The 24,018-nt window shown below is 38.8% G+C and carries 20 protein-coding genes and 1 pseudogene; 5 read left to right on the plus strand and 16 right to left on the minus strand.

The window, feature by feature from the left end; translation table 11 throughout:
• Nucleotides 1–14: 14 nt before the first annotated feature.
• The 14 genes from CVV30_02910 to CVV30_02975 all read right to left on the minus strand — a co-directional run bounded on the left by CVV30_02910 (nucleotide 15) and on the right by CVV30_02975 (nucleotide 15,839).
• Nucleotides 15–1,106 (minus strand): UDP-N-acetylglucosamine 2-epimerase (non-hydrolyzing), encoded by a 1,092-nt coding sequence (locus CVV30_02910; GenBank protein ID PKL70325.1) that lies wholly within the window; start codon nucleotides 1,104–1,106, stop codon nucleotides 15–17.
• Complete coding sequence (locus CVV30_02915) at nucleotides 1,103–2,161, minus strand: polysaccharide biosynthesis protein (protein ID PKL70326.1); 1,059 nt, start codon at nucleotides 2,159–2,161, stop codon at nucleotides 1,103–1,105. Before CVV30_02915 ends, CVV30_02910 begins: the two co-directional genes overlap by 4 nt.
• Nucleotides 2,148–3,041 (minus strand): NAD(P)-dependent oxidoreductase, encoded by an 894-nt coding sequence (locus tag CVV30_02920; protein ID PKL70327.1) that lies wholly within the window; start codon nucleotides 3,039–3,041, stop codon nucleotides 2,148–2,150. The genes CVV30_02915 and CVV30_02920 overlap by 14 nt, the downstream gene beginning before the upstream one ends.
• Nucleotides 3,041–4,285 carry a hypothetical protein gene (locus tag CVV30_02925; GenBank protein ID PKL70328.1) on the minus strand — a complete coding sequence of 415 codons (1,245 nt, stop codon included), beginning with the start codon at nucleotides 4,283–4,285 and terminating at the stop codon, nucleotides 3,041–3,043. Before CVV30_02925 ends, CVV30_02920 begins: the two co-directional genes overlap by 1 nt.
• Nucleotides 4,278–6,260, minus strand: a complete 1,983-nt coding sequence (gene asnB, locus CVV30_02930; GenBank protein PKL70329.1) for an asparagine synthase (glutamine-hydrolyzing) — start codon at nucleotides 6,258–6,260, stop codon at nucleotides 4,278–4,280. The genes CVV30_02925 and asnB overlap by 8 nt, the downstream gene beginning before the upstream one ends.
• 27 nt (nucleotides 6,261–6,287) lie before the next feature.
• Nucleotides 6,288–7,277: a hypothetical protein gene (locus tag CVV30_02935; protein ID PKL70330.1), complete on the minus strand. Its 990-nt coding sequence runs from the start codon at nucleotides 7,275–7,277 to the stop codon at nucleotides 6,288–6,290.
• A 131-nt stretch (nucleotides 7,278–7,408) separates the two neighbouring features.
• Nucleotides 7,409–8,422, minus strand: coding sequence for a hypothetical protein (locus CVV30_02940; GenBank protein ID PKL70331.1), 1,014 nt, complete (start codon nucleotides 8,420–8,422; stop codon nucleotides 7,409–7,411).
• A 10-nt stretch (nucleotides 8,423–8,432) separates the two neighbouring features.
• On the minus strand, nucleotides 8,433–9,401 hold the full coding sequence (locus tag CVV30_02945; GenBank protein ID PKL70332.1) for a hypothetical protein: 969 nt from the start codon (nucleotides 9,399–9,401) through the stop codon (nucleotides 8,433–8,435).
• Nucleotides 9,325–9,774: a dTDP-4-dehydrorhamnose 3,5-epimerase gene (locus CVV30_02950; GenBank protein ID PKL70333.1), complete on the minus strand. Its 450-nt coding sequence runs from the start codon at nucleotides 9,772–9,774 to the stop codon at nucleotides 9,325–9,327. The genes CVV30_02945 and CVV30_02950 overlap by 77 nt, the downstream gene beginning before the upstream one ends.
• Before the next feature lie 2 nt (nucleotides 9,775–9,776).
• Nucleotides 9,777–10,838, minus strand: a complete 1,062-nt coding sequence (gene rfbG / locus CVV30_02955; protein PKL70334.1) for a CDP-glucose 4,6-dehydratase — start codon at nucleotides 10,836–10,838, stop codon at nucleotides 9,777–9,779.
• Entirely contained in the window at nucleotides 10,835–11,617 is a 783-nt protein-coding gene (gene rfbF, locus CVV30_02960; protein ID PKL70335.1) for a glucose-1-phosphate cytidylyltransferase, read from the minus strand. Before rfbF ends, rfbG begins: the two co-directional genes overlap by 4 nt.
• Nucleotides 11,614–12,810: a hypothetical protein gene (locus CVV30_02965; GenBank protein ID PKL70336.1), complete on the minus strand. Its 1,197-nt coding sequence runs from the start codon at nucleotides 12,808–12,810 to the stop codon at nucleotides 11,614–11,616. Before CVV30_02965 ends, rfbF begins: the two co-directional genes overlap by 4 nt.
• Before the next feature lie 53 nt (nucleotides 12,811–12,863).
• A complete protein-coding gene (locus CVV30_02970; protein ID PKL70337.1) occupies nucleotides 12,864–13,811 on the minus strand; it encodes a hypothetical protein in 948 nt (315 codons plus the stop codon).
• Between the two features lie 111 nt (nucleotides 13,812–13,922).
• Nucleotides 13,923–15,839, minus strand: coding sequence for a hypothetical protein (locus CVV30_02975; protein PKL70338.1), 1,917 nt, complete (start codon nucleotides 15,837–15,839; stop codon nucleotides 13,923–13,925).
• Between the two features lie 562 nt (nucleotides 15,840–16,401).
• Here CVV30_02975 and CVV30_02980 point away from each other — a divergent pair.
• Nucleotides 16,402–17,309, plus strand: a pseudogene (locus tag CVV30_02980) (IS5/IS1182 family transposase).
• 526 nt (nucleotides 17,310–17,835) lie between these two features.
• Nucleotides 17,836–18,624, plus strand: a complete 789-nt coding sequence (locus CVV30_02985; protein PKL70339.1) for a hypothetical protein — start codon at nucleotides 17,836–17,838, stop codon at nucleotides 18,622–18,624.
• 125 nt (nucleotides 18,625–18,749) lie between these two features.
• Here CVV30_02985 and CVV30_02990 read toward each other — a convergent pair whose 3' ends face one another.
• Nucleotides 18,750–19,967 (minus strand): hypothetical protein, encoded by a 1,218-nt coding sequence (locus CVV30_02990; protein PKL70340.1) that lies wholly within the window; start codon nucleotides 19,965–19,967, stop codon nucleotides 18,750–18,752.
• Between the two features lie 16 nt (nucleotides 19,968–19,983).
• The gene (locus CVV30_02995; GenBank protein ID PKL70948.1) at nucleotides 19,984–20,907 is read right to left on the minus strand and encodes a phosphatase; all 924 of its coding nucleotides are present in this window, start codon (nucleotides 20,905–20,907) and stop codon (nucleotides 19,984–19,986) included.
• A gap of 441 nt (nucleotides 20,908–21,348) precedes the next feature.
• On the opposite strand from CVV30_02995, the gene CVV30_03000 reads away from it, so the two are divergent.
• The 3 genes from CVV30_03000 to CVV30_03010 are packed head-to-tail and all read left to right on the plus strand — an operon-like array spanning nucleotide 21,349 to nucleotide 24,007.
• Nucleotides 21,349–22,317, plus strand: coding sequence for a hypothetical protein (locus CVV30_03000; protein PKL70341.1), 969 nt, complete (start codon nucleotides 21,349–21,351; stop codon nucleotides 22,315–22,317).
• A complete protein-coding gene (locus tag CVV30_03005) occupies nucleotides 22,317–22,853 on the plus strand; it encodes a hypothetical protein (protein ID PKL70342.1) in 537 nt (178 codons plus the stop codon). The genes CVV30_03000 and CVV30_03005 overlap by 1 nt, the downstream gene beginning before the upstream one ends.
• The gene (locus tag CVV30_03010; GenBank protein ID PKL70343.1) at nucleotides 22,850–24,007 is read left to right on the plus strand and encodes a sulfate adenylyltransferase; all 1,158 of its coding nucleotides are present in this window, start codon (nucleotides 22,850–22,852) and stop codon (nucleotides 24,005–24,007) included. Before CVV30_03005 ends, CVV30_03010 begins: the two co-directional genes overlap by 4 nt.
• Nucleotides 24,008–24,018: the final 11 nt, after the last annotated feature.

Here is a 24,018-nt window from a genome sequence, read left to right on the forward strand (position 1 = left end):
GAATTACCCTCTCTCTATCCGAATACGTGTGAATATCCCAGAACAATTTTCACGATAGTACTGCTGACATCCTGCTTGAGATATTCCGGGGGTGCAGCCCATGTCTGGGACTGATACATCACAATCTGCACACATTTAAGGATGGTTTCGTGGTCTGCACCCGACAGGATGTTGCTACCGCATTCAAGGGTCTCTGGACGCTCCGTAACATCGCGGATCGTAACATTCGGCACATGGAAAATGCAGCATTCTTCCTGAACTGTTCCGCTGTCGCTTAACACGCACAGGGCATCGCGCTCAAGCCTTACAAAATCGAAAAACCCGAAGGGTTCGTTGAACCGGATTGCATCCGGGTCCACATCGATGTTGAATTGACGGATCTTATCACGGGTACGCGGGTGAAGGCTGCAGATCACCGGCACTCCGTATTTCTTGCTTATTGTGGTGAATGCCCGGATAAACTCGCGCAGCCGGTGTTCGAGATCTACGTTCTCCGCGCGATGGAGTGTGACTAGAACATATTTCTGCTTCTTGATTTTCAGACGTTTCAGGATGTCTGATCGGTTAATTGGATTCTCGTAATGGCTGATTACTTCGAGGATCGGGTTTCCTGTAACAAGGATGCGTTCGTTCGGGATCCCTTCCCTGACAAGATTTGCCCGGCTGCGTTCGGTGTACGGGAGCAGAATGTCGCTGGAATGATCGATGATGCGACGGTTGACTTCCTCAGGAACGCGGTCATCATAACACCGGTTTCCCGCTTCCATGTGAACCACGGGGATCCTGAGACGTTTGGCAATAATCGCTGACAGGCTGCTGTTGGTGTCCCCCAGTATCAGCACTTTATCAGGTCGCTCTTTTTCCATGACCTTTTCTGTTTCCATCAGGATATGAGCTATCTGTTCGCCAAATGTTGCACTTGTTACGCTCAGAAAATAATCCGGTTTCCTTATTTTCAGATCCTCAAAAAAGATGTCGCTTAGGTTCTTATCGAAATTCTGACCTGTATGAACGAGAATATGGGTACAGTGCGAATCCAGTTTTTCGATAATGCGGCTCAGACGAATAATTTCAGGGCGTGTACCCAGAATCGTCATCACTTTCATCGGAGCAATTCTCCATTTGTTATATGTTGCTCGTTGATCATCAGATCAAATCTCTCCAGTGTTTCTTTGAGCTCCCTAAAAGTCATGACATTATCATTTGATGAATATTCATGCCCCAATGCAGTTTTTTTATCATCCATGGTGCAGAGTTCCGGAAGGATAGGTTGAATAACGTAGTAGTTGCCCCGCTCTATTGTCCTGTGTGCTTCTTCTTCGGAAACGAGAATTTCATGGATCTTCTCTCCGGGACGAATTCCGGTTATGACTGTTTCTATCTTACGATCTTCAATAAGGACCGCTGCAATATCCGTAACTTTTGACGATGGCACTTGTGGGATGTAGGTTTCACCACGTTTTGCATTGCGTAATGCTGCAAAGATGGTATCTACCGCTTGATCCAGACTCAGTAAAAACCGGGTCATATCCGCTGTTGTGATGGTTACCGGGCCTCCTGCAAGAATTTGTTCATGAAACAGGGGAATTACTGAACCACGGGACGCAAGTACGTTACCGTACCGCACACAGATAAACCGGGTGCGTGGACAATCAATATTCGCCGTTATAAAAATGCGTTCCTGGATTGCCTTTGTCATTCCCATGACATTTACCGGTTTGCATGCTTTATCTGTGGATATTCCGACAACGGTCTCGACTGGGATTTTTAATTCGCGAATCGCGCGAACTATGTTTTCAGGTCCGGAGATGTTTGTCCTGACTGCTTCGTAAGGGAAATATTCACAGGATGGAACCTGTTTTAATGCAGCAGCGTTGAAGACAACATCGACTCCCTGAAGTGCAGAACTAACGCTATGGAAATCTCTTACATCCCCGATACGGAATTCGAGAAGTCTGCAGAAATTATTATAGATTATTTCATCGGTAGGAGCTTTGCTGTTCAGATAGGAGATCCGCATATCATGCTGTTTTGCCTCGTCGCGGGACAGGACAATAATTTTTTTGGGTGTACCCACTTCCCCGGAAAGCAAACGGCGGATCAATACTTTACCAAGAGAGCCAGTCCCCCCGGTTACAAGGATGGTTTTATTGCTGAGCATGTTGTTCCCTGATTGCTGCATAGGGTGTGGGATCCCGATGCATCTGGTCTATCATATATTCCCATGATGGAATCTTAATGTTTGTTTCTTTTCTGAATTTTTCCGGGTTCAGACTGCGATCGTTGATAATGGTCTCGTCTGGTTCAATGGAAATCGTCATCGCATAGGTTTCTTTCACTAAACAGAGGAGATCATATTTGCTGATGGATTTGGATGCTATTTGTCGTACTCCATTCAGATCTGGATAATCAGAAATGATTGTATTGATAATTTCTGATAATGCCATCGTCGTTAATCCGGAAAAAATTACGTTTTTATAGCCAGGGACGGTCTTTCCTTCGTTGCTCATGAACCATTCAATGAGGCCATGTGTTGTATCAAGTTCACGGCCGATCATGGATGTTCTGATGGTGAGGCAACCCGGGTAATCTGTCTCCCCAAGATATTTTGTTTTACCATATAGATCTTCAGCCTCGGAAGGATCCTCCTCTGAATAGTAACCTCTCTGGCCGGAGAATACACAATCCGTACTCATGTGAATGAGGCGAATGTTCTTTTGTCGGCAAATCTGAGCTAACTGGTGTGGGAAGAGTGCGTTGATGGCAATGCTCTGTAGGGGATCGTGTGCAGCAGGGAGTTGTTTTACTATCCCAATACAGTTGATGATGACTTCCGGGTTTGTTCGATCTATTGCTGTACGGACTGACTCAAAATTATCAGCTTTGATGTTCCCGATAATATCCATTCTGCGAAAGACCGGATGATCTACAAAAATGGATGCATTCCCTCGTACCGTACCGGCAACGGTATGTTCGTGCGAAAGCACCTGCATCAGCTTATGGCCGAGCATTCCGGTAGCGCCAAGGATGAGAATTTTCATTATATCAACTCTGTTGTTTTCAAGGAAACGTTTGTGACGAGTTTTTTTATTTCTTTGCTCATTTTACTACTCTCCACTTCCTGTTTAATAAGAGTCAGGTTTTCCAGAATAAATCTTTCATTTATATTTTGCGGGTTTTCAATAACTTTAATGATACATTCAGCAAGTTTTTCGGCATCTTTGACATGACAAAGATACCCGTTTTTACCATCAATTACCCAAGAACGGATCTGAGGTATATCTCCCATGATGAGTGGACACCCGCAAGCCATCGCTTCAAGCATGGTATTGGGCAGCGAATCATTAGATGAGATTGATATCATCATATTTGCTGCGGAATAGTAGTAGGGCATATCTTCAAATTGAATTTTGCTCAAGAGTGTATAATTTTTTTCAATACCTTTTACTTTGAGTTTTTCATGCACGGAAATATCAACTTCTTTATTGGCAAACAGGACGATGAAATGAACATTGCTATATTTTTTTAAGACGATCTGACTTGCTGCAACCAGTGTATCAAAGTTAAGGTAATCGGCTATCCCCCTTGGCCAGAAAATTATTTTTTGTGCATTCTGGCCGATATATATTTTGGCTGACGCTTTATCTATCGGGTGAAACCGCGAAATGTCAACTCCGGGATACCTGATCAGATGAATGCACTTGGCAGTTTTTCCGTAATGTATACAGGCATTTTTCGCTTCGATAGAATTGACCGTAATTGCCGAGGCTTTTTTTATACCGCTGATTATTATTTGTTTTTTCAGCAGTCGTTCAATACCTGTCCATTTTGCCCACCAGGTTACATCGCCATTCCAGAAGGTAATGATAACAGGCGCTATTTTTCGTATCAACAATATGAGATAACATGGATACATCAGTGTTTGGAGAAAGATTACGTCCGGCCTTTTTTGTTCGATAGTTTTTTTAAGGATGAAATAATCCCGCACGATGTTTATCAGTTCCTGAATAAATTTCAAAAACAGTGAAACCGGATACAAAATTTTGTGTATTGCTGGATGATGGGAAGAGCGCTCAAAATTTTGTTTTTTGTGTGCCTGACTAAGCAAAATTATTGTTGCCCCGGGGAACTGGTAATTATACGTTGAAACTATCGTTACATCGAATAATGGATCATCGACAAAAATCTGCATTCTTCTTTGCGCATGGATTGAATAACCCCAAGCCAGAAAGAGGATTTTTTTCATTTCTGATGACTGATGTGAAAGCGGTACAGATTTATCCATGACTTTGCACCAGGGGGGATTCTTCAGAAGTCAGAAGTGTATCCAGTACCTCACGGCACCATAATTCAATAATCATAAGTAACCAAATCTGCGCCCAACTGACGTTGCCCCGAGAAAATTGTTTTTTTAATGCCTGTACTGCATCAACATCAAAAAGACCTCTCTTTCGTACCGATTCCGGGGAGAGTGCATCTTCCATAATGTTTTTTAGCGGACCCTTCAGCCAGATTTCAAATGGCATACCAAATCCGCGTTTTTCCTGAAGATCGATATCCGGTGGAAGGAGATCCTTAAACGAATCAATTAGTATTTTTTTTGCGCCTGTTTTTCTATATGATTCATAGGGTGATAAGATCTTTGAAATATCCCCAAGTTTTGTATCGTCAGGGAGGGATAATGCCAGTTCCACGATATGATGATCGAGAAAGGGAACCCGGACTTCGAGTGAATGTGCCATGGAAACAGCATCGATGTCCCGCAGGAGCTGGTTCTGTGTATATCCTTGCAGACTCTGCATCGACACTCTCTGGTTGATGGAAATTCCTGATGAATTTTTTGGAACAATGCTATCTTTTGAATATTCACCCCCGATATGCACTTCCTTTCTTATATTTGAAGATAACAAGGGGGATACATCCCGTGCAGGAAAAATCAGGAAAAATCGTGAATATCCTGACAAAAAGCCTTCCTGTTTTCGGATATGATCAAGTATCCGACCAAGGCAACCCATAGTAACCCATTTGTCAAATGCGGTACTCTGGAAAAGACTGGCACACCCGCTGATAATGTGTGCCATCCAGGGATGATTCTTCCTGAATGCCTCCTCTTTTTCCATCTGGATAAACCAGGGATATCCGGCAAATATCTCATCTCCACCCGTACCGGAGATTGCCACTTTCACTAATCTGCTTGCAGCAAGGGATACGAAATATGAATTTAATCCATCTACTGATGGCTGATCAAGTGCGGAAGCAAAATGACAGATTCGCGCAGCGACCTCGGACCCGGTTACCATTACTCGCGAGTGATCTGTCCCAATAATACGTGCAATTCGCTCTGCATCATCTGATTCATCAGTAAGATACGTGCCTTGTTCAAAGCCAACAGAGAAGGTTTTTACCGGGTGATTACAGGTTCTTGCCATTATCGCCGTAAGTATTGAAGAGTCAATTCCTCCGCTGAGAAATGCACCAAGAGGAACATCGCTTACCATCTGTTGTCGGACGCATTCTTCAAGAGAAGTACGAAGAAGCGATTTGAGTTCTTCATAATTTTTTTCCTTAATTTCCGGTGATCTGGTATCCGTTTTTATTGTCCAATATTCTTCATCACGAAGAATAGTGTTTTCAATGATAAGGCGGTGCCCGGGAAGAAGCATTTGAACGCCGGATATAAATGTTCGTGGCTGGGGGATTGATCCATAAGTGAGCAGGAGTCTGAGTGCTTCAGGATCAATTTTTGAAGTGACTAATCTGCTTGAAAGTATGCTTTTCATCTCGGATGCAAAAATAAATTGTGTACCTATTTTTACATAGAGAAGTGGCTTTATTCCAAGCGGGTCACGCGCGAGAATCAAACGAGGATTTTTTTCATCTCTCAAATCATAAATTGCAAAGGCAAATATTCCCTGCATATGGAGCACGCAATCATCTCCATATTGCTCGTAGAGATGGAGTATGACTTCTGTGTCTGATTCAGAATGAAAATGATGGCCTTGTTCTTCCAGATGCTGGCGTATCTCTCTGAAATTGTAGGTTTCCCCATTATAAACAATCCAGATTGTTTTCTCCAGGTTTGACATGGGTTGATGTCCACAAGGGGTTGTATCAATAATTGATAATCTTGTCATTCCCAAAGATATCTTATCAGAATAAAATTCACCCTTGTCATCAGGTCCCCGGTGACGCATCGCAGAAATCATTGCATGTATTGCCTGCTGATTATTTTCACCGAGAATCCCGCAAATGCCGCACATCTGAAAACACCAATAATTAAAAATTATTTATTTTAAAGGTTTATTCGCTTTGGCTTCAATCCCATTTCCTGCCAATGCTATCTGAATGTTTTCCATTCCGCATTTTAATAATTGATTCTGAATTTCTGAACTTGTGCGAAGGTGTTTATAGTGGTCAGTAAGTGTATCATGAGTATCAAGCATTGCCCATGTTTTGAGTTGTTCGTCTTGTAACTGTGGATAAGCATCGTGATAATCAACGAGCGGAGATATATTCAAAAAAATTGTACGACCCTTTTTTATCCAATTGTTTTGTTTTTGTGATCTCATATATTTGTGGATCGGCCATAAAATATTTGTCAAATACTTGACAAATGACATTGAAAATTGAGGAGGCATCCTAGTAAGAATAGCATGTAAAATTTTTCGGCTTGGTGTTTCCGGATACCCATAAGTGTAGTGATCTATAACCAACAATCCTCCTGGTTTTACGTATGAACTAAGAGCATCTATTGTTTTTTCAGGGTCAGGTGTATGCTGTATTACTCCAATACAGATAACAAGATCGAAGGTGTCAGAAGATACGGGTAAATTGGTGATATCCGCTTGACAAACGAAATAATTTTGATACATTTTACAATTATCATAATTAGCTTCAACTGCTGCTGACAAATCTACTGAAAAGACATTTGCCCCGTTTTGCAGGAGAATCTCGGTAAACCGCCCTGCCCCACATCCCGCCTCCAATACATCTTTTCCCTGTAATATTTCAAACGTTCCACCTAAAAGGCGCTTTAACCGGTCTTGAGAAATTGTTGTTTTAGTAAATGAATCCAATTGCGTCTGTTTATATGTATTCCATTGAAGGCCAAAAGAATCGGCATAGTTTTTGTAAGGAACGAAACGTGGGATATTATTGATTATCGAAAACGAACACTTATTCTGACAAATGAAACGATTCTCTTTCTCATTATACTCCAGTTTCTTTTTATGAATGGGACAGATGAGTTGCACATCTTTTTTTACACCGGATATCATTGCTAATCATTTATTGATTTTAATGTTTTAATGTATACTATTACCGCATGTGGTATTCCGAATTAATTTACATGTATGACTCTTTTTGGGCATAGGATACATTCTTTTGTAATATACCTAATTTGAAGAAGTCAACATACGTTGTTTTTTAATCTTAACATTTTCCTTATGCAGTAGTTTCCCTTAGGAAGACAAAGAAAAAATCCAACGGTCAATATAACCAGAAAATCCAAAAATTTTTTAACGCGAACCCCAATCGAATCAGGTTCGATCATTGTCCACAACGTAAGGGCAAACCCAATGAAAATCCGGGGCGAGAAGGATTTCATCGAATCTGATTGCCATATCCCTGCGTTAATGCACACATACATATATCCCCGGATCGCGATATTCATTTCGCGACGACAAGATGCCACATCATCACCGATGTCCGTAATTATTCGTAAAAATATTTTGATGACATCAATATAACCCAAAGGTGTTTTTTGAAGGAACTGAGTGGACTCCGTATGGTCACCCTGCTGGTAAAAAAGAATGGCATTTGCTACAAATGCAAAATCAAAACGTCGTGAAATTTTGAGCCACTGATAGAAATCTCCCGCATACGGATATTCACTGGAGTATAGTCCCATGGAATCATATACCTCCCGTTTCATCATGACAGAAGGACAAATAATCGGGTTATGGTTTTCCAAAATTTTTCTGAATCCCTCAGGGGCTCGGTAAATAACATTCTTATCAGAAACTGCAATCTTTTTCTGCTCATTATTTATTATCATCCGGGCAGAACTGAACGTCATCATCACACCGGGATGTGATTCCATGAATTCAACACATGTCATGGTGAAATTGGAATCGATGAAGTCATCCGAGTGGAGGATGTGGATATATTCCCCATGCGATAACTCAACACACCGGTTAAAATTTCCAAAAATACCCAGATTTTTTGGATTCTTATAAAAATGCAGCCTTGAATCGTTGTAACCCGTGATAACAGATTCAATCGCATCGTCAGATGCATTATCCACAACCAGCACTTCGATATTGGGGTAGGACTGGGAAAGAGCACTGTCTATGGCTTTTCCAACCATACCCGCCCGGTTATATGTAGGGATGCAGATTGAAACGAGAGGAAGTGCGGTCATATACGGGTACTCATGAAATTAATGTGTGACCTGACGTTGATTGATACAATATCCCGATCATCTGATCGAGATCGGGAATCCGGTAATTCAGTGTATGCTGTACCTTATCGGATGAAATGGTGCCATTATTTGGCCGGGTAACCACAAGAGAGCTCGAGTCAGTACTTTCAAGAAAATGACTGTCAAACTGAAATGCCTGGAGAATTTTTTTATTAAACTCATATTTACTGATCATCTCATTGGATCCCAGATTGTAAATTCCTGTAGCATCCTGTTCAATGGCTCTTCTCGTAATCTCAGCAACTACATCCACATGGACCGGGTTGAAATACTGGTCTGCAGGGGAACGCATTACTTTTTTCTTATTGACACTTTCAAGCAACTGCATGAAATAATTTTTACTTACCCTTTCGAACATGGTAAAACCAAAAATAACAGACGGCCTGAAAATCACTGAACCGGGCGTTGCCTTCATGAGTGTTTCACTTTGAAGTTTTGTCTCGATGTAATAGTTAGTTGAGCTTGTCGGTGCGGTTTCCTCACACTTTCCTTCCGGTGTATTGTACACCGCGTAGGTCGAAAAATATACGAATTTTGTAGATCGATAGGTAGAACGAAGGTTCATGGTAGCGGTTACATTTGCTGCATAACATTTTTCTTTGTTATTTTCACATTCGTCCGTTTTCGAAAGGGCTGCGGTGTGGATGATAACATCCACAGGTGACGATTTACTAAGAGCTTTGACACAATCCAGATTGGTCAAATCAACGATGTGATCAACATATTCCCCTGAACTCCTGCTCGTTCCGATAATTTCCCAGTCGGTGAAAGATTTCAGGTATTCAAATAAACGGTGACCTACCAGTCCTGTTGTTCCCGTGATAAGAACTCGTTTTTTTGGATTACCCATGCCGTATGCCCCAATCATAACCGATAGTAGGATCGAAAGGATCCAGTCGTGAAATCTCGCCTGGATCATGAGCGATTGATGCACAGTTTGCTACAATCGCTTTTTCATTGCCAATTGACTGGAAACCGTTGACTACGTGGGGAGGGACCTTTACAAGGACATAGTTATCTTCACCCATACAAATTTCCTGGATCTCCCCGTTCGTTGAATAATCTGTGCGGGCATCGTAGAGAACAAGTTTGATATTACCTGAAATTACCGCATAATTAAGTTCCATTTTCCTGTGTACATGCCAGGCTTTTACCGCATTTGGAAAAATTATTGAGAAATAGATCTCACCAAACTGGCTGAAGTGGGGATCGGTACATTTCAACATATGCCTGACCATACCGCGATCATCCAGTATGGTTTTTAAGGGAATAATCTGTACTCCTTCAATCATCGTCAACTCTCCATATATTCAATAATTTGTTGTTTGGTAATGGAACCCGTGTTTCCACCCTCATTAACTGATTTATACCATTTTGCAGTCTGTTCAACTGTTTTTCTGAAGTTCCATCTGGCAGACCATCCCAGATCATGATGTGCCCTATCACAGTTCAGGTGAAGAAGACCGGCTTCCTTTGGATCGTCATCTTTTTTCGTGAATTCAATATTACCGGCCCCCCAGATGGCAATTAATTCTTCAGCAAGGTCTTTTACCGTATGCATTTCTCCATTATCCGGGCCAAAGTTATAGGAGCTTCCGAAAGATTTTGGATTTTCATACAGGTGTGATGCGAGGAGAAGATATCCTGATAATGGCTCTAATACATGCTGCCAGGGTCTGGTAGCATCGGGATTTCTCAACTGGATGGGTTCATTATTTTTAAGAGCTCTGATGCAATCAGGTACTATCCGGTCAAGGGACCAGTCTCCTCCTCCGATGACATTTCCTGCCCGCACACTGGCAGCACCCAGGTGAGGTATCTGCTCAAAAAAGGAATCATTATACGCGGAAAATACCAGTTCTGCAGCTGCTTTTGAAGCACTGTAGGGATCTTTACCCCCCAGTTCATCATTCTCACGGTACCCCCAGCACCATTCTTTGTTTTTATAACATTTGTCGGAAGTTATTGCTATGAGGACTTTTACTGAAGGGGTTTCTTTTACCGCTTCAAAAACATTGACCGATCCACCAATATTGGTATCGAACGTAAGTTTTGGATCCTTATAGGATTTTCTTACCAGGGGTTGAGCTGCGAGATGAAAAACAAATTCAGGATTGGTTTTTTCAAAAAAATTCCGAACCTGAGTATAATCCCTGATATCCCCATCCAAGTGATGAATTAGTTGTTCAAGACCCAGCGCAGTATAATGATCATAATCTCTTTCGGGAGGTAGAGCGAAGCCATATACTTTTGCCCCGAGATGATGGAGCCAGTAGGCCAGCCATGAACCCTTGAAACCGGTATCTCCGGTTATTAATACTTTTTTATTTTTGAAGTGCCCGTAGCCGGTTTTCACCAGATCACCCAGGGGGCTTTCTTTTGTTCATAGAGTTGATTGAGAAGATGGTATTCTCTTGAGGTATCCATCGGTTGCCAGAACCCATCATGTTTAAAGACCATCATTTCGCCGTCTTTTACAAGATTCCGGAGTGCTTCCTGCTCAAATATGGTGTCTTCCTTGTCGTTGATATAATCGAAAATATCATTACGACATACAAAAAAACCGCCCGATATTCTTCCTCCGGTTGTCTGTGGCTTTTCATTGAACTCTGTGACAAGTCCTGAGTCGCTGCACTGGAGTTCTCCAAATCGCCCCGGTGGTCTTACTCCGGTAACTGTAAGGATTTTACCATGAGAGTTATGAAAGTCCAGCAATTTTTTAATATCAATATTGCCAACCCCGTCCCCATAGGTTAACATAAAATTATCTTCATCATAAAGATATTTTTTCACCTGTTTCACTCTTGCACCAGTCATTGCATTCATTCCGGTTTCGGCCAGGGTGACATTCCAGTTCTCAACGGTTTCTGCATTATGGTATTTTATCGGTTTTCTTCCACTGAGATCAATTGACATATCTGTTGTATGCGAACGGTAATTCATAAAAAAATCCCGTATACTGTCCCCCTTATACCCCAGGCACAGGACAAATTGATCAAGATCCCACGATGCATAATATTTCATAATGTGCCAGAGAATCGGATATCCCCCGATTGGGATCATCGGTTTTGGAATATTATCTGCAACGTCGCGAATACGGGTCCCATACCCTCCACATAAAATACAGACTTTCATGACGAAATTTCCTCTGTGAGTTTGTTATAAATTTTCCTATAATGATTAATTGCGATTTTATCTTTAAATAATTCTTCAAATCGAACTTTAGCATTCTCTCCAAACAGGTTTTTCATTTCCGGGTGATCGAGCATGAATTTTATTGCCATAGCTAGATCTGATACATCTCCCGGTTCAACAAGGTATCCGGATTTCATATGTTCGATCTGTTCCGGGATTCCAGAAAAATTACTGGCAATTATTGCTTTCCCAAGAGACATCGATTCGAGTATAACATTAGGAAAATCTTCATCTTTTATCGAAGGAAGAATGATACAGTCTGACGCACTGATTAAGTTGAAAATCTGTTCTTCATGTGGGATAAAAAGAACATCCGTTTTTAAATCGTTTTTATCGACAAATGTTTTTAGAATTTTGTCAGTTGATCCCGTTCCTTCAATCACACAGACCGGAATTGAGATACCAGGGTACATATCTTTAAGTTGTTTCAAACTCTTTAAAAGAAAAATGTGACCTTTTCGTTCTTCAAGATTCGCGATTACGGAAAGAATAAGCCGGTTGTTGGGAAGATGTAATCTTTGAATGACTTGTTCACGTGTCTCAGTGACTTTTCGGGAGGCAATGCCATTTGGAATGCACTGTATTTTATTAGAAGGTAATTTGAGTATCTTTTTCAATGCATTTCCTGCATAAAGTGAACCCGTCACGAACATCTTTACCCAACAGACAACTATCTGGTCAAATACATAATCAAAACGTCGGTCAAGAGAGTTGTATCCTACGGCGATATTGTTAACCACATAAACGATACATGTGATGCCGCATAATCGTGCAGCAATGACCATTGAAATAGTACTTTGTGCGCCGGGGTATCCCCCGTTATTTACATGCAGGATTGTGACTTTTTTTTTCCGAATGATTCGAAATAAGATGATCGTATTAATAAATAAAAAAAAATATTTGACAAGTCCGAGGTTTATAAGAAAATTTAAAGGTCTTCGTAATATTATCAGAGATATTGAATCGATTGATACATACACATCATTTATCTCGTAAAGACGAACCGGAATGTTCTCGATTTGAAGGGGGACTCTGTTCTTAAACCCTTTTTCATATTGAGGAGACCAGCGGTAAATAAACAGAATATCATAGGAATCACGGAATTCCTGACTGTTAAAGAAATTCGCAAGCATATTTTCACATCCCGCAAAAAATGGACAATCTGAATAATAGAGGATAGATTGTTTCAAATCCCCTTCACTTCCTGATAATATGCAATTGTTTTATTCAGACCATTTTCAAGTGAAGTTTTTGCATTCCATCCCAGAGTGTCCTTTGATTTCTCCAGATCTACATAATAATCCATTATTTCGTTTTTCCTGTACGGTTTCCCGCCGAGGTTTACAAGACCTTTTTTGCCAATCATATTTTCAATCTTTTCTGCAATGTCTGCAAGTTTTATCGGAATTCCACTTCCAATATTAATGATCTGTCCTTTCGCTTGGGGATTTTTAGCTGCCAGAAGGAGTGAATCGATTATGTCATCAACATATACAAAATCACGAGTCTGTTCCCCCAAGGTCATATTAAAAGGTTTATCCTCAAGAAGTGAAGTGATGAGGGCAGGTACAAACATATCAGTTCCCTGTCCCGGACCATATGCAATTGTGGGACGAATGATAATAACCGGAAAATTGTAAAGGTGAAAAAATAATTCTCCCATATGTGAAACGCATGATTTTGAAAATGAGTATGGTGTAACGGGGTATTCCCGTAATTTTTCATCGAAAGGCGGTATACTATTTCCATATTCTTCCGCGGTGCAGGGAATTACTATTGATTGTAAAGAATTCAACTGTTTCGCCGCAGAAAACAAATTCAGCGATCCGATTACGTTTGTTTCAATTGATGAATAGAATGCCTGAATATCTTCATTTCGTTCTTTATACGCCGCCAAGTGAAAAATATACTCCGGTTTAAAATCATTTACGCAATTGGTGACAAATGATAAATCCCTGATATCTCCGGTATATTGGTTTGTTTCAGTAAGAGCACATTTTTTATCCTTTCTGGTAATTATTGAAATTATTGCTCCGCCCGCATGCAATTGTCTTATTAAGTGACTTCCTATAAAACCGGAACCACCTGTGATGAGAATCCTTTTATTTAGAAAAAAATTATTTGAATTGTTCATTTTTCATCTCCTGTAATATTCTGCAATCGTAATGAAAATCTCTTCGGCATTTCATTTTGTATACTTGTATCACTTGATAATTCATTGAAGGTTGTTTTGAAGAACATTTTGTTATTTTTTAGTCTTATATTGATGTTCCAGCGCATAGAACTTATTATCTATATCCTTTAGCAGATGTATCAGTATCTCATATCGTTTATCGGGTTTATTCAACACCCGTAAAAGTTGATATCTCAAATAATTTTTGATTCCACTGATTGAGAAAGATGGTTGACAATATGCCGGTTCCAATATTGTGTATATTGAAGTGAGTCTTGAAATCTTTTTTGATACAGGTGAAGTAATTATATAATTATCAAGTTCGTCACGATTCTTGGGAGTGTTTAACCACACTAATTCTGTATTATCTGATTTTTGTTTGAAATCAATTATTTTGTAATAGTAATCATCTTTTACGAGAGATAATTTTTCATACAGGCAAATTATTTCCTTAGCTAGATCTGGTGTTTTTAATTCATCTTCAAACGATTTTTTAAGATATCCAATTCCTGTTTTAAAGTCTTCATTTTTAACATAATAATTTCCAAGCAGTTCGTTTTTGTTAATTAATTGATTAATATTGAATAAATTTGAATATCCTAATTCATTTGCATATTTACAGAATGTTTCAAATTTTTCCATACGTTTCAGATAGGTGTTTTTTTGGTCTTTTGATGTCCAGTATAATTCCCCTTTTGACAGATCGATATTAAATTGATCCGGATGCAGATCGATAGCACATCCTTTTGGAATATAACAATAATTTAAAGCGGGATTGACAACAATCCATTTTCGATCTTTACTATGTCGCTTGATAAAGCCAAGTTGATGATTGAAATCGTCATCGGTTTCTCCGGGAAGACCGAACATCATATTTATGCCAATAGTTATTTTTGCCTTGACACCTTCAGAAATTACCTTGTCGAAATCAGCAGTTTGACATGCATGCTTTCCAATTGATTTTAATAATCTTTTGGAGGGATTTTCTAATCCATATCCAATTAAGGCACACCCTGATTTTTTCAACTTCTTATAAAAAGGGGCATCCATTTCCTTTCTAATTACTGCATTTTCAAGGTTCCACCCGATCTTTACCTGATTAGCAATTAAAAGATCGCAAAATTTTTCCAGGTCTTTCATATTACCATTCGATACTGAATCGTGCAGACGGAAATATTCTGTTTGAGGATACAGCGACAATTGGTATAATATTTCATCGAACACTCGCTGGCCTGAGCGATTTCTGAATTTCGGGAAAAAATTTCTTTCTGTGCAAAAAATACAATTGTTGATACAGCCTCTGGAAAAATATGTTGGAAGCACATTGCGTCCCGCATATTGATTTAGATCAAAATCTGAAAAGTCCGCGAATGGAAGATTATCGAGGGAAGGGATTAAATCTCTGGTTCCTCCATCAACAATCTTCCCGCTATCATTTCGAAATGCAACCCCAGGAATTTTTTGATCTTCAAGTATCCCTCTTCTGTTAAGGTACTCCGTAAGTGAGACTTCACCCTCCCCAAAAATGACCGCATCCATAAGTTTTGAGGTAAGGAGTGGTTGCCAGACATCAGTATAATGAGCCACTTGGGGACCCCCACATATGAGAGGAATGTCCGGAGCGCATTCCCTGAATTTTTGTGCAAGAACTTTTGTTGCGATAAATGATGAAGAATGAACCGAAAACCCAATTACCCGTGGTTTTGATGAAAGAACCGAATAAATAAAGTTTAAAACTTCATCTGAATAATCTGAAAAAAACTGGTGAATATATGATTCTCTTTCCCATGTGAAATATCCATTTGAAATCTCCCAGGAGTTTTCGTATATCCCATATTTTAAATTGAATAATTGAATATTTAAATCGAAAATTTTTACTGAGATTCCTTGATCTGATAAATAGCTCTTTAAGAGAGCAAGTCCGAGTGAAGGATTCTGGACTGCCCATCCAGGAGGTTGTATCAGGGCAATATCCACTGATTTTGACATCACTTTGTTAATTTGAACTTATTTGGTTAAAGATATTTTTCAGTACATTTTAAAACCGTATTTTCTCGCAATGAGGCCCCCAGATCTCTGAGATAGTTGTAGAGTGCCAGTATTTTTGTCTAAAAATAGTGACAAAATTTATGTCCGCTTTCAAGAACACCCATCAGGTGCTTGAGGGTGAAAGCGACAATGGAGATCAGAACCAAAACAATCGTATTCTATGAAGAAGGGATATGAAGTGTAAAGGAGATCGGAGAGACATATAATATCTCCGAAATGACGGTGAGACGATGGGCAAAAGCCCATAGTCATTATAATGAGAATGGATTACGGCCAAAAAAGACCGGGTCGAAATGGTCTCTCCGGGCAATTTCCCGGTCGTTGGAACAACGAATTATCCGACTCAAAGAGAAATATCCGGCATGGGGCGCCCGTCGTATCAAGCATCAGTTTAATCTACCGAGAACAGCTATAAACCCAATCTCACCTTTTTATATGCGAAGTTAAATAAAAATATAGGGGCGATTTTGGAGATTATTTCTTCAAAGAGGAATATTCAAAGATCGCTGTGTTGGGGAATAAATTAGGCAATATTCGGGATACAATTGATTGGGAGCAATTTCGACCTATAATCAGCGATATGTATCATGATAACAAAGAATCGGGAGGCCGACCACACACTGATGAAATTCTGATGATCAAAATGCACATCCCTGCCGGATGGCATGTATTGTCGGATTATGAATTAGAACTACTCGCTACGGTCCAGGAATCATTTCGGCATTTCCTTAGGTATCCGGAGAAAATCCCGGATTGATCGACAATCTGGAAATTTTGTGAAGACCTGTCGAAGAACGGAAAGATACCTCTCATCTGGGAAGATCTACAGCGCCAGCTGGGATAGAATGGGTATACGATAAAGCGCGGTAGCATTCAGGATGCGTCATTCATTACCTCAGATCCGGGACATGCGTCTTCCGAAAAGCCTCATGGGGGTATTGCAAAGACTCGACGAAGTCGTGATGGGACTTGGGCAAAGAAATAATAAAAATCCGAATTTGGGTACAAAGTCCACACGATTATTGATAAAGAATATCAGTTCATCTGGAGATTTGACACAACAACTGCGCAATGGATGATAGTCAGATCGATCTGTCGCAAAAAGGTGAAACAGTTTACCGGGACAAAGAATATTTTAGTAAAACACCTTTTGCGTCGATAGATAAAACCATGCGAAGATCTGTTTGGGGTAAACCACTCTCCGAGAAGAACAAAAGGAGAAATTGGGCTATCAGCAATGTTCGAAGTCTTGTTGAATGACCATTTGCGGTGATTAAACGGGTGTTTCATTCCGGTCATGTAATGGTTACTACACACCTACGGGTCCATGCAAAAAATCTCTTTGCCGGTTTTTCTTACGATCTTTTTAATCTCGTAACTATTCAAAAAATTCATCCGGTTCAGCAATAACTCTCAAAAAAAAGAAAAAATTTAGAGGAATTCAAGCAGAGAGCCAGATAGGATCCAATCCTTATTACTGCGTCATCGTACTCGATATGTTTGGGTGAAAAATGAGGGAAATTAGCTATCCTCATTAACTATTCTCTGAGGGTTATGCATTTCGGACGACCCAGTTTCCATAAGGAATGATGACCATTTTTTTCATTGTTTTGTGAGGATAATTGATATTTGGAAGAGTTGATGTAAAAATACTTAACTTATTTCTCGGGCGTATTCTGTGGCTATATTGATTTTATTTTTGGAAATGGGACCTGATTACCAATTGTATGCAGAATGAGAGAATTCGGATGTGTGCAGTGAACATGGTGAATCCTTTAAATTACGGATTTTTAATATTTTCACTAATTAGGTCTAAATCTACCTATTATCAGGCATTTATTCACTTTTGCTGAACAAATAATTTCTTCAGGAATGACTGATCCATACTTTTCGAGTGAGTAAATGATATTTGATAAAGGAATACATCAACACAAGTATGGGTGAATATACAATGGATAAATTTGAACTTGCCAAACTAATCAAAACATCCGAAGTTATTGAAAAGGTTGCTTTTATCCAAAATCGTTGTAGGGGTAAATCAATTCTTGACTTAGGCTGTATAAGGCATAATGCAGAATTTGCTAAAAAAGATCCAAATTGGCTGCACCAGAAGATAAAAGAAGTTGCAAAAAATGTAATCGGTATTGATTATCTTGAAAATGAAGTTAAAAAATTGAAAGATATGGGATATGATATACGATTTGGAGATGTAACACAACCCCTTACTTTTAATGAACGTTTTGACGTTATTGTTGCGGGAGATATAATTGAGCATTTGTCCAATTTTGATGGTTTTTTTGAAAATTGCTTAAAATACTTAAAGGATGATGGAATTCTAATTATTTCGACTCCAAATCCTTTTTTCACAGATGAATTTCACTATGTTTCTTTTAAAAGAAATTATATTATAAATCCTGAACACACTTGCTGGATAGATCCTCAAGCGCTTTCTCAATTGTCACAGCGATATAACCTTGCAATTACTGAATTGCATTTCATTAAAAATCCCTGGAGCCTAAAAAATTTGATTTGCGAAAACGAAAATTATCAATATGATATTTTAAATGATAAATGGATTGACAATTCCTCCACTTTCCCTCTATTAAGATATACAATTTGTAAAACATTTGGTATTTTTTATTATCTCTATAAAAGAGTTTTATTTACGAATACAAAATTGGTAGGGTATAGTGATTATCTTGCAGTTTTAAAGCGGAGTAATTGAATAATTAGTGAACTTTGGTAGTGTAAGGATCATGAATTACATCCACATTCGTATTCTAATTGATATCAATTCTTATTGCCCGCCGAATTATGGTTATTTTTTGGAAAGATATGCTGCATAGTGTTTTAGGATTGTGGATAAAGTTTTCCTGTATTACATTCATCTGTAGATTTTTTCAGTGTGGTATATAATAATAGCACCCTTTTAATATATTGGATTAATCCATAACAAAAATGCCGAAACTTAGAATTATATCCTTCCGCGAAAATTAGCGCTCGAATCATGAGAATAATTTCGTATTTCATGGGCAACAGAATCAAGCCATTCGCAAGTATTCTGAACACAAATGAATTCTTATGAGTGATATTAAATGTTGTTTTATATCCATACGCATTCATCTTAACATGTAAAATTGTTTCGAGAATAAGTACTTCCCACCAAAAAAATTTTCCATGCCAGCGAGGCTCATCTGCATTGGAACGGAAACCTTGCAAAAAGCCATTACCACTTTTGGTGCGTGTATCCCCCCACCATTGTTTACCATGTACAGTTGATTTCAGAAGTGATGGAGAGTAAGTAATGTTGTATTCAGTACAGAACGACCGCAATATATGTTCTGGATTAGCATGAAGGGATTCTAAAGTAATTACCCGATCATCTTTCATTAAATTGCCCTGATGGCAACATAAAACGTATCGTAAAACATAGTTAAAGAGTTTTTGAAATTCGTATATATTACCTTTGCATTCAATCTTACCATTGAAATCACTTGGATGAAAATCGATACGACTACTTAAGCCATTCAGAGGATGGCGCGTCATTAGCAGAACTTTCACATCTGGGAAATCCACCCTAAAATGCTTAGGAGCATCTTTCCAGTGGATATGATAAAATAATAAACGCGTTTTGTAAATATTTTGTCTGGTCACTAAGGCATACGCAATGTGAATTGCAATAAAAAAATTTTTCTTATTGAAAGTATGCACCTTAAATATATTATAGAGATGTTGTTGGAACTCAAATGAATCAAAAGAGAAGGATTCGTTCTGGTTCTCTCCCAGTTTATCCCATCGCTCCATTTCAAATATTTTTCCCTCAAACTTATGGGAATATTCTAGCGTAAATTCATTAATCAAAAACTTGAGATCCCGATCCTTGAATTTAGATCTTTCCCAGAATTGATGGAAATTCCAAATTCCCCTAAACGTTAGAATCTCTTCATGACCATCGAGCAGACTATCAAAAAAGTCACTGCCCCCACGTGCATCTACGGTTAATGCTAGAATGGGGAGCTCGGAAACATGGTTAAAAAGCTCTTGATAATTAATGGTTTGTTCTTTCATAGATTGACTTTACCCATCAATTAAAAAAATATTCATATTGTCCTCGTAATTCTTTATTTCGATGAAATTTATAATATTTTAACGTTTCAACATATTGTTTTTCCAATCGAACCTCCCCCAAACGCACGTCCTCCCAACCATGGCAGTCCGATCCCCCGGTCATGATCACACCATACTTTAACGCGGCACATTTATAATATTCAACTTGTTTTGAAGTATGTTTACTATAAAACACCTCTACCCCATCAAGCCCATATCCAACATACCGCGCAATATCCTTTTCACCGAGGGCACTCCGGTCCCCAAGATACCCGGGATGAGCAAGGACTGCCACCCCACCAGCCTTATGAATCAGCCCAATAGCACCCTCTGGCGATATCTTAAACCTCTCAACATACGCCCTTCCTCCGCTGCCAATATATTCGGGAGTAAATGCTTCTGCTGGCTCCCTGATATAGCCCATCTCCAGCATTGCCCGTGCAATATGCGGCCTGCCGATAAATGGCGTTCCCGAAATATCACGCACTCGGTCTAAAGAAATATCGACACCAAGATCATTAAGCTTTTCTACCATCTCTACAGTTCGGTTATCACGAGCACGAATCATTTTTGATAGGAAATCGATTAGCATTATATTGGAGGGATCAATAAAATAGCCCAAAATATGTACTTCTTTCTCACCATCCAAGGTAGATAATTCAATTCCTGGAATTACTTCGATCTCCAGTTCATTACCTGCACTAATCGCCTCTTCAAGTCCGCTCGTGGAATCATGGTCAGTAATTGCAATAGCAGATAAACCTGCATCTTTTGCAAATTTCACCATCTGGTATGGCGTGAGTGTGCCATCGGAAGCGGTGGTATGGAGATGTAGATCCGCTCCTCCAATAAAATTGTCGTCATTGTTGTTGAGGCTGGCAAGTAAATTTCCAGTTCTCATCTTGATTGTCTCGTGATCAGTCATGTGTGTATTTTTCGGGTGTCCTTCGGTTTCTTTAGATCCTTAGAACGTTGATAGGTTTTGTCGTTTTCCAAGTCCAGACCTACCAGAAAAATATAGGGAACTCTCTTTTTCCGGTATCTTGTATCGTCACTTCATAACTCTTCGATAAAATTTCTGACATAAGTGTGTCTTTTGTGATATTTAGTAATTGTCGAATGGGGAGGAGTGATAACACCGTCCTTTCTGAACCAGACTTGACTATTTCGTGTTATCAGACTGCCACAACCCTTCATAGGTATCGGGCTGGAAAATTTTCTCTCCATTCCATTTCTATTCAAACACTATTCTTGGGATCCTTGCTTAATAGTCACCTTACAAAACTCATTGTTTAAATTGTTAAAGTTAGGTACATATTATGTAGAGAAAATGTGATTCAACATGCGACAATTCGATATTACCGCTACAATTAATCCTAAAACAGTTGATGATAAATTTCTAATCGATTTACATCAATCAGGTGTTACAATATTCCGAATTAATGGTGCTCATATTGATCCGAGTGACATTACGGAAATTTCAAAAAAAATAAAAAAATCGCTCAAAAATAAAGTGAAAATTCAAGTTGACCTCGAGGGATCAAAGATACGTACAAAAGATATCTATGAGCCAATATGTATTAAAAAAGGGAAATTGATTGAATTAAAACAAACTAATTTTAACCGAACGGATTTTATTTCGATTCTCGATAAGGGGGACGTCATTCTTTCGAGTGATGGGCAGTTGGAACTGACGGTTGAGAAGATCACAAAGGAGAAAGTATCATTATCTTCCCGTTGTGAAGGTTTTCTTCAGAATAACAAAGGGGTACATCTTACAAGCAAATCACTTGCACATCTCCCGGTTTTTACACAAAAAGATCAGATATTAATAGAGCATATGAAAGAAAGTCAAATTGATTATGCAGGAATATCCTTTGTTCGCAGTCCTGAACAGGTTAAAGAGGTTCTATCTATATTCCATAATTCTCCGGTAAAACCAATTATTAAACTGGAGACAAAAGAAGCAACCAAAAATGAGACCTTAAAGCAGATATTATCATTATATGATACATTTTCAATAGATCGGGGTGACCTGATGAGTGAAGTTGGGATAATTCAATTCCCAGAGGTATTTAACCATACGCTTGAGGCGTGCCTCTCATATAAGAAACGTATATTTGTAGCGACACAAATCTTTGCTTCAATGGTAAATCATAACTTACCATATATTTCTGAATTGATGGAATTTAGCAGATTATACCACGCTAACATTTCAGGAATCCAATTATCAGAAGAAATAGCTATTGGTAAATATCCATTCGAAATTCTCAAGTTGATCAATGAGATGAAAAAAAGCGGTGAAAAATAATGGGACCCGTTATTTGGTTTATTGGTCTGTCCGGGTCGGGAAAAACAACTCTGGCATTAAAAACCAGGGAATTTCTGGAGAAACACCCGAATATTTACCCTGATGTATCACACTGGGAAATAATTGATGGAGATATTGTGAGAGGATTTCTCGAATCTGAAATTGGTTACAATTTTGAAGACCGTAGGAAATCTGTTATTATTATGGGTCTTCTTGCATATTACCTGTCAAAAAATAATAATATCGGGGTAATTGTTGCAAACATTTCCCCTTTCCATGATATAAGACAAAAGTTCAGGAAGGAAATCCCTAGGTATACGGAAATTTTTTGTCAGTGCACAATATCTGCATGTATGAGCAGAGATCCAAAAGGTCATTATAAAAACCAATGCAGGAATGGAATTAAAAATTTTATAGGTCTCGATATACCATTTCAAGTGCCAGAAAATCCTCATTTGATATTGAATACTGAATCTAATACCATTGATCAATGTATGGTATTAATCTCAAATTTTTTTTATGAATTAGAACAATGAGGTTAAAAATGATCGATCCATATGGCTCTAATAAACTGGTTAATGGTTTTATCAAGGATAATCAGGAAAAAATCATTGAAGAGTTACAGGCTGAAAATACACCTTCGATTACTTGCAATGATGATATAATTATTGAATGTAATCGTATTGCCGATGGCAGCTTGACTCCCGTTGATGGTTTTTTCAGAGAAAACGATCTTGATTCACTTATAGAAACAAATAAAACTGAAAATGGCTATTATTTTCCTATTCCTATTTTATTACAGACTCCGAAAATTACTAATGATGCCAAACTCGAAACGATGTTATTGAAAGATGAGGGTGGTAACATTGTTGGCATTCTTGACGATATATCATTTTTTAAATATGATACTAAAAAAATTTGTGATTATATTTTTGGAAATTATGATCAACATCATCCCGGTGTAAAAAAAATATTATCAATGGGAAATAAATTTGTTGGAGGAAAAATTCAAATCGTCCCATCAGATTCCCCGTTATCACATTACTGCATGAGTCCTACTAATTCCAGAAAAGAGATAATAAAACGTAAATGGAAAACCTGTGTCGGTTTCCAGACTCGAAACATTCCCCATAGATCTCATGAGTATTTGCAGAGAATTGCATTAGAATTTTTTGATGGTCTTTTAATTCACCCAATTATTGGATGGAAAAAAAATAATGACTATCGACCAGAAGTCGTAATGGAAGTATACAAATATCTTGTGAATACCTACTATCCAAAAAACCGGGTGATTTTAAGTGGATTAGAAGCCCAAATGAGGTATGCTGGGCCAAAAGAGGCAGTACTTCATGCAATTATACGACAGAACTATGGTTGCAGTCACTTTATTGTTGGAAGAGATCATGCCGGAGTGAATAATTATTACGGGAAGTATGACGCCCATTTGATATTTGATTCCGTTCAAAAATATTTAGACATTTCAATATTAAAACTCAAAGGACCATATTATTGTAAAAAATGCAAATGCATCACCACTGAAAATTCCTGCGGTCATGACACACGGTATCATATAGATGTCAGTGGAACAAAAATTAGAAATTTCCTGCAATCTTCGCACTCACCCCCAGCTACACTTATTCGAAAAGACATAACAAACCGAATTCTACAATTTGATGAGATTTTTATCTGAACTGGCAAAGG

It is taken from the genome of Methanomicrobiales archaeon HGW-Methanomicrobiales-1 (assembly GCA_002839675.1).
Classification (GTDB): domain Archaea; phylum Halobacteriota; class Methanomicrobia; order Methanomicrobiales; family Methanospirillaceae; genus Methanoregula.

Excerpts from the sequence above, each read along its gene's own strand:
- CVV30_02910 (PKL70325.1), bottom strand. The coding sequence starts at position 1,106 with ATGAAAGTGATGACGATTCTGGGTACACGCCCTGAAATTATTCGTCTG.
- CVV30_02915 (PKL70326.1), bottom strand. The coding sequence starts at position 2,161 with ATGCTCAGCAATAAAACCATCCTTGTAACCGGGGGGACTGGCTCTCTT.
- CVV30_02920 (PKL70327.1), bottom strand. The coding sequence starts at position 3,041 with ATGAAAATTCTCATCCTTGGCGCTACCGGAATGCTCGGCCATAAGCTG.
- CVV30_02925 (PKL70328.1), bottom strand. The coding sequence starts at position 4,285 with ATGGATAAATCTGTACCGCTTTCACATCAGTCATCAGAAATGAAAAAA.
- asnB (PKL70329.1), bottom strand. The coding sequence starts at position 6,260 with ATGTGCGGCATTTGCGGGATTCTCGGTGAAAATAATCAGCAGGCAATA.
- CVV30_02935 (PKL70330.1), bottom strand. The coding sequence starts at position 7,277 with ATGATATCCGGTGTAAAAAAAGATGTGCAACTCATCTGTCCCATTCAT.
- CVV30_02940 (PKL70331.1), bottom strand. The coding sequence starts at position 8,422 with ATGACCGCACTTCCTCTCGTTTCAATCTGCATCCCTACATATAACCGG.
- CVV30_02945 (PKL70332.1), bottom strand. The coding sequence starts at position 9,401 with ATGATCCAGGCGAGATTTCACGACTGGATCCTTTCGATCCTACTATCG.
- CVV30_02950 (PKL70333.1), bottom strand. The coding sequence starts at position 9,774 with ATGATTGAAGGAGTACAGATTATTCCCTTAAAAACCATACTGGATGAT.
- rfbF (PKL70335.1), bottom strand. The coding sequence starts at position 11,617 with ATGAAAGTCTGTATTTTATGTGGAGGGTATGGGACCCGTATTCGCGAC.
- CVV30_02965 (PKL70336.1), bottom strand. The coding sequence starts at position 12,810 with ATGCTTGCGAATTTCTTTAACAGTCAGGAATTCCGTGATTCCTATGAT.
- CVV30_02970 (PKL70337.1), bottom strand. The coding sequence starts at position 13,811 with ATGAACAATTCAAATAATTTTTTTCTAAATAAAAGGATTCTCATCACA.
- CVV30_02975 (PKL70338.1), bottom strand. The coding sequence starts at position 15,839 with ATGTCAAAATCAGTGGATATTGCCCTGATACAACCTCCTGGATGGGCA.
- CVV30_02985 (PKL70339.1), top strand. The coding sequence starts at position 17,836 with ATGGGTGAATATACAATGGATAAATTTGAACTTGCCAAACTAATCAAA.
- CVV30_02990 (PKL70340.1), bottom strand. The coding sequence starts at position 19,967 with ATGAAAGAACAAACCATTAATTATCAAGAGCTTTTTAACCATGTTTCC.
- CVV30_02995 (PKL70948.1), bottom strand. The coding sequence starts at position 20,907 with ATGAGAACTGGAAATTTACTTGCCAGCCTCAACAACAATGACGACAAT.
- CVV30_03000 (PKL70341.1), top strand. The coding sequence starts at position 21,349 with ATGCGACAATTCGATATTACCGCTACAATTAATCCTAAAACAGTTGAT.
- CVV30_03005 (PKL70342.1), top strand. The coding sequence starts at position 22,317 with ATGGGACCCGTTATTTGGTTTATTGGTCTGTCCGGGTCGGGAAAAACA.
- CVV30_03010 (PKL70343.1), top strand. The coding sequence starts at position 22,850 with ATGAGGTTAAAAATGATCGATCCATATGGCTCTAATAAACTGGTTAAT.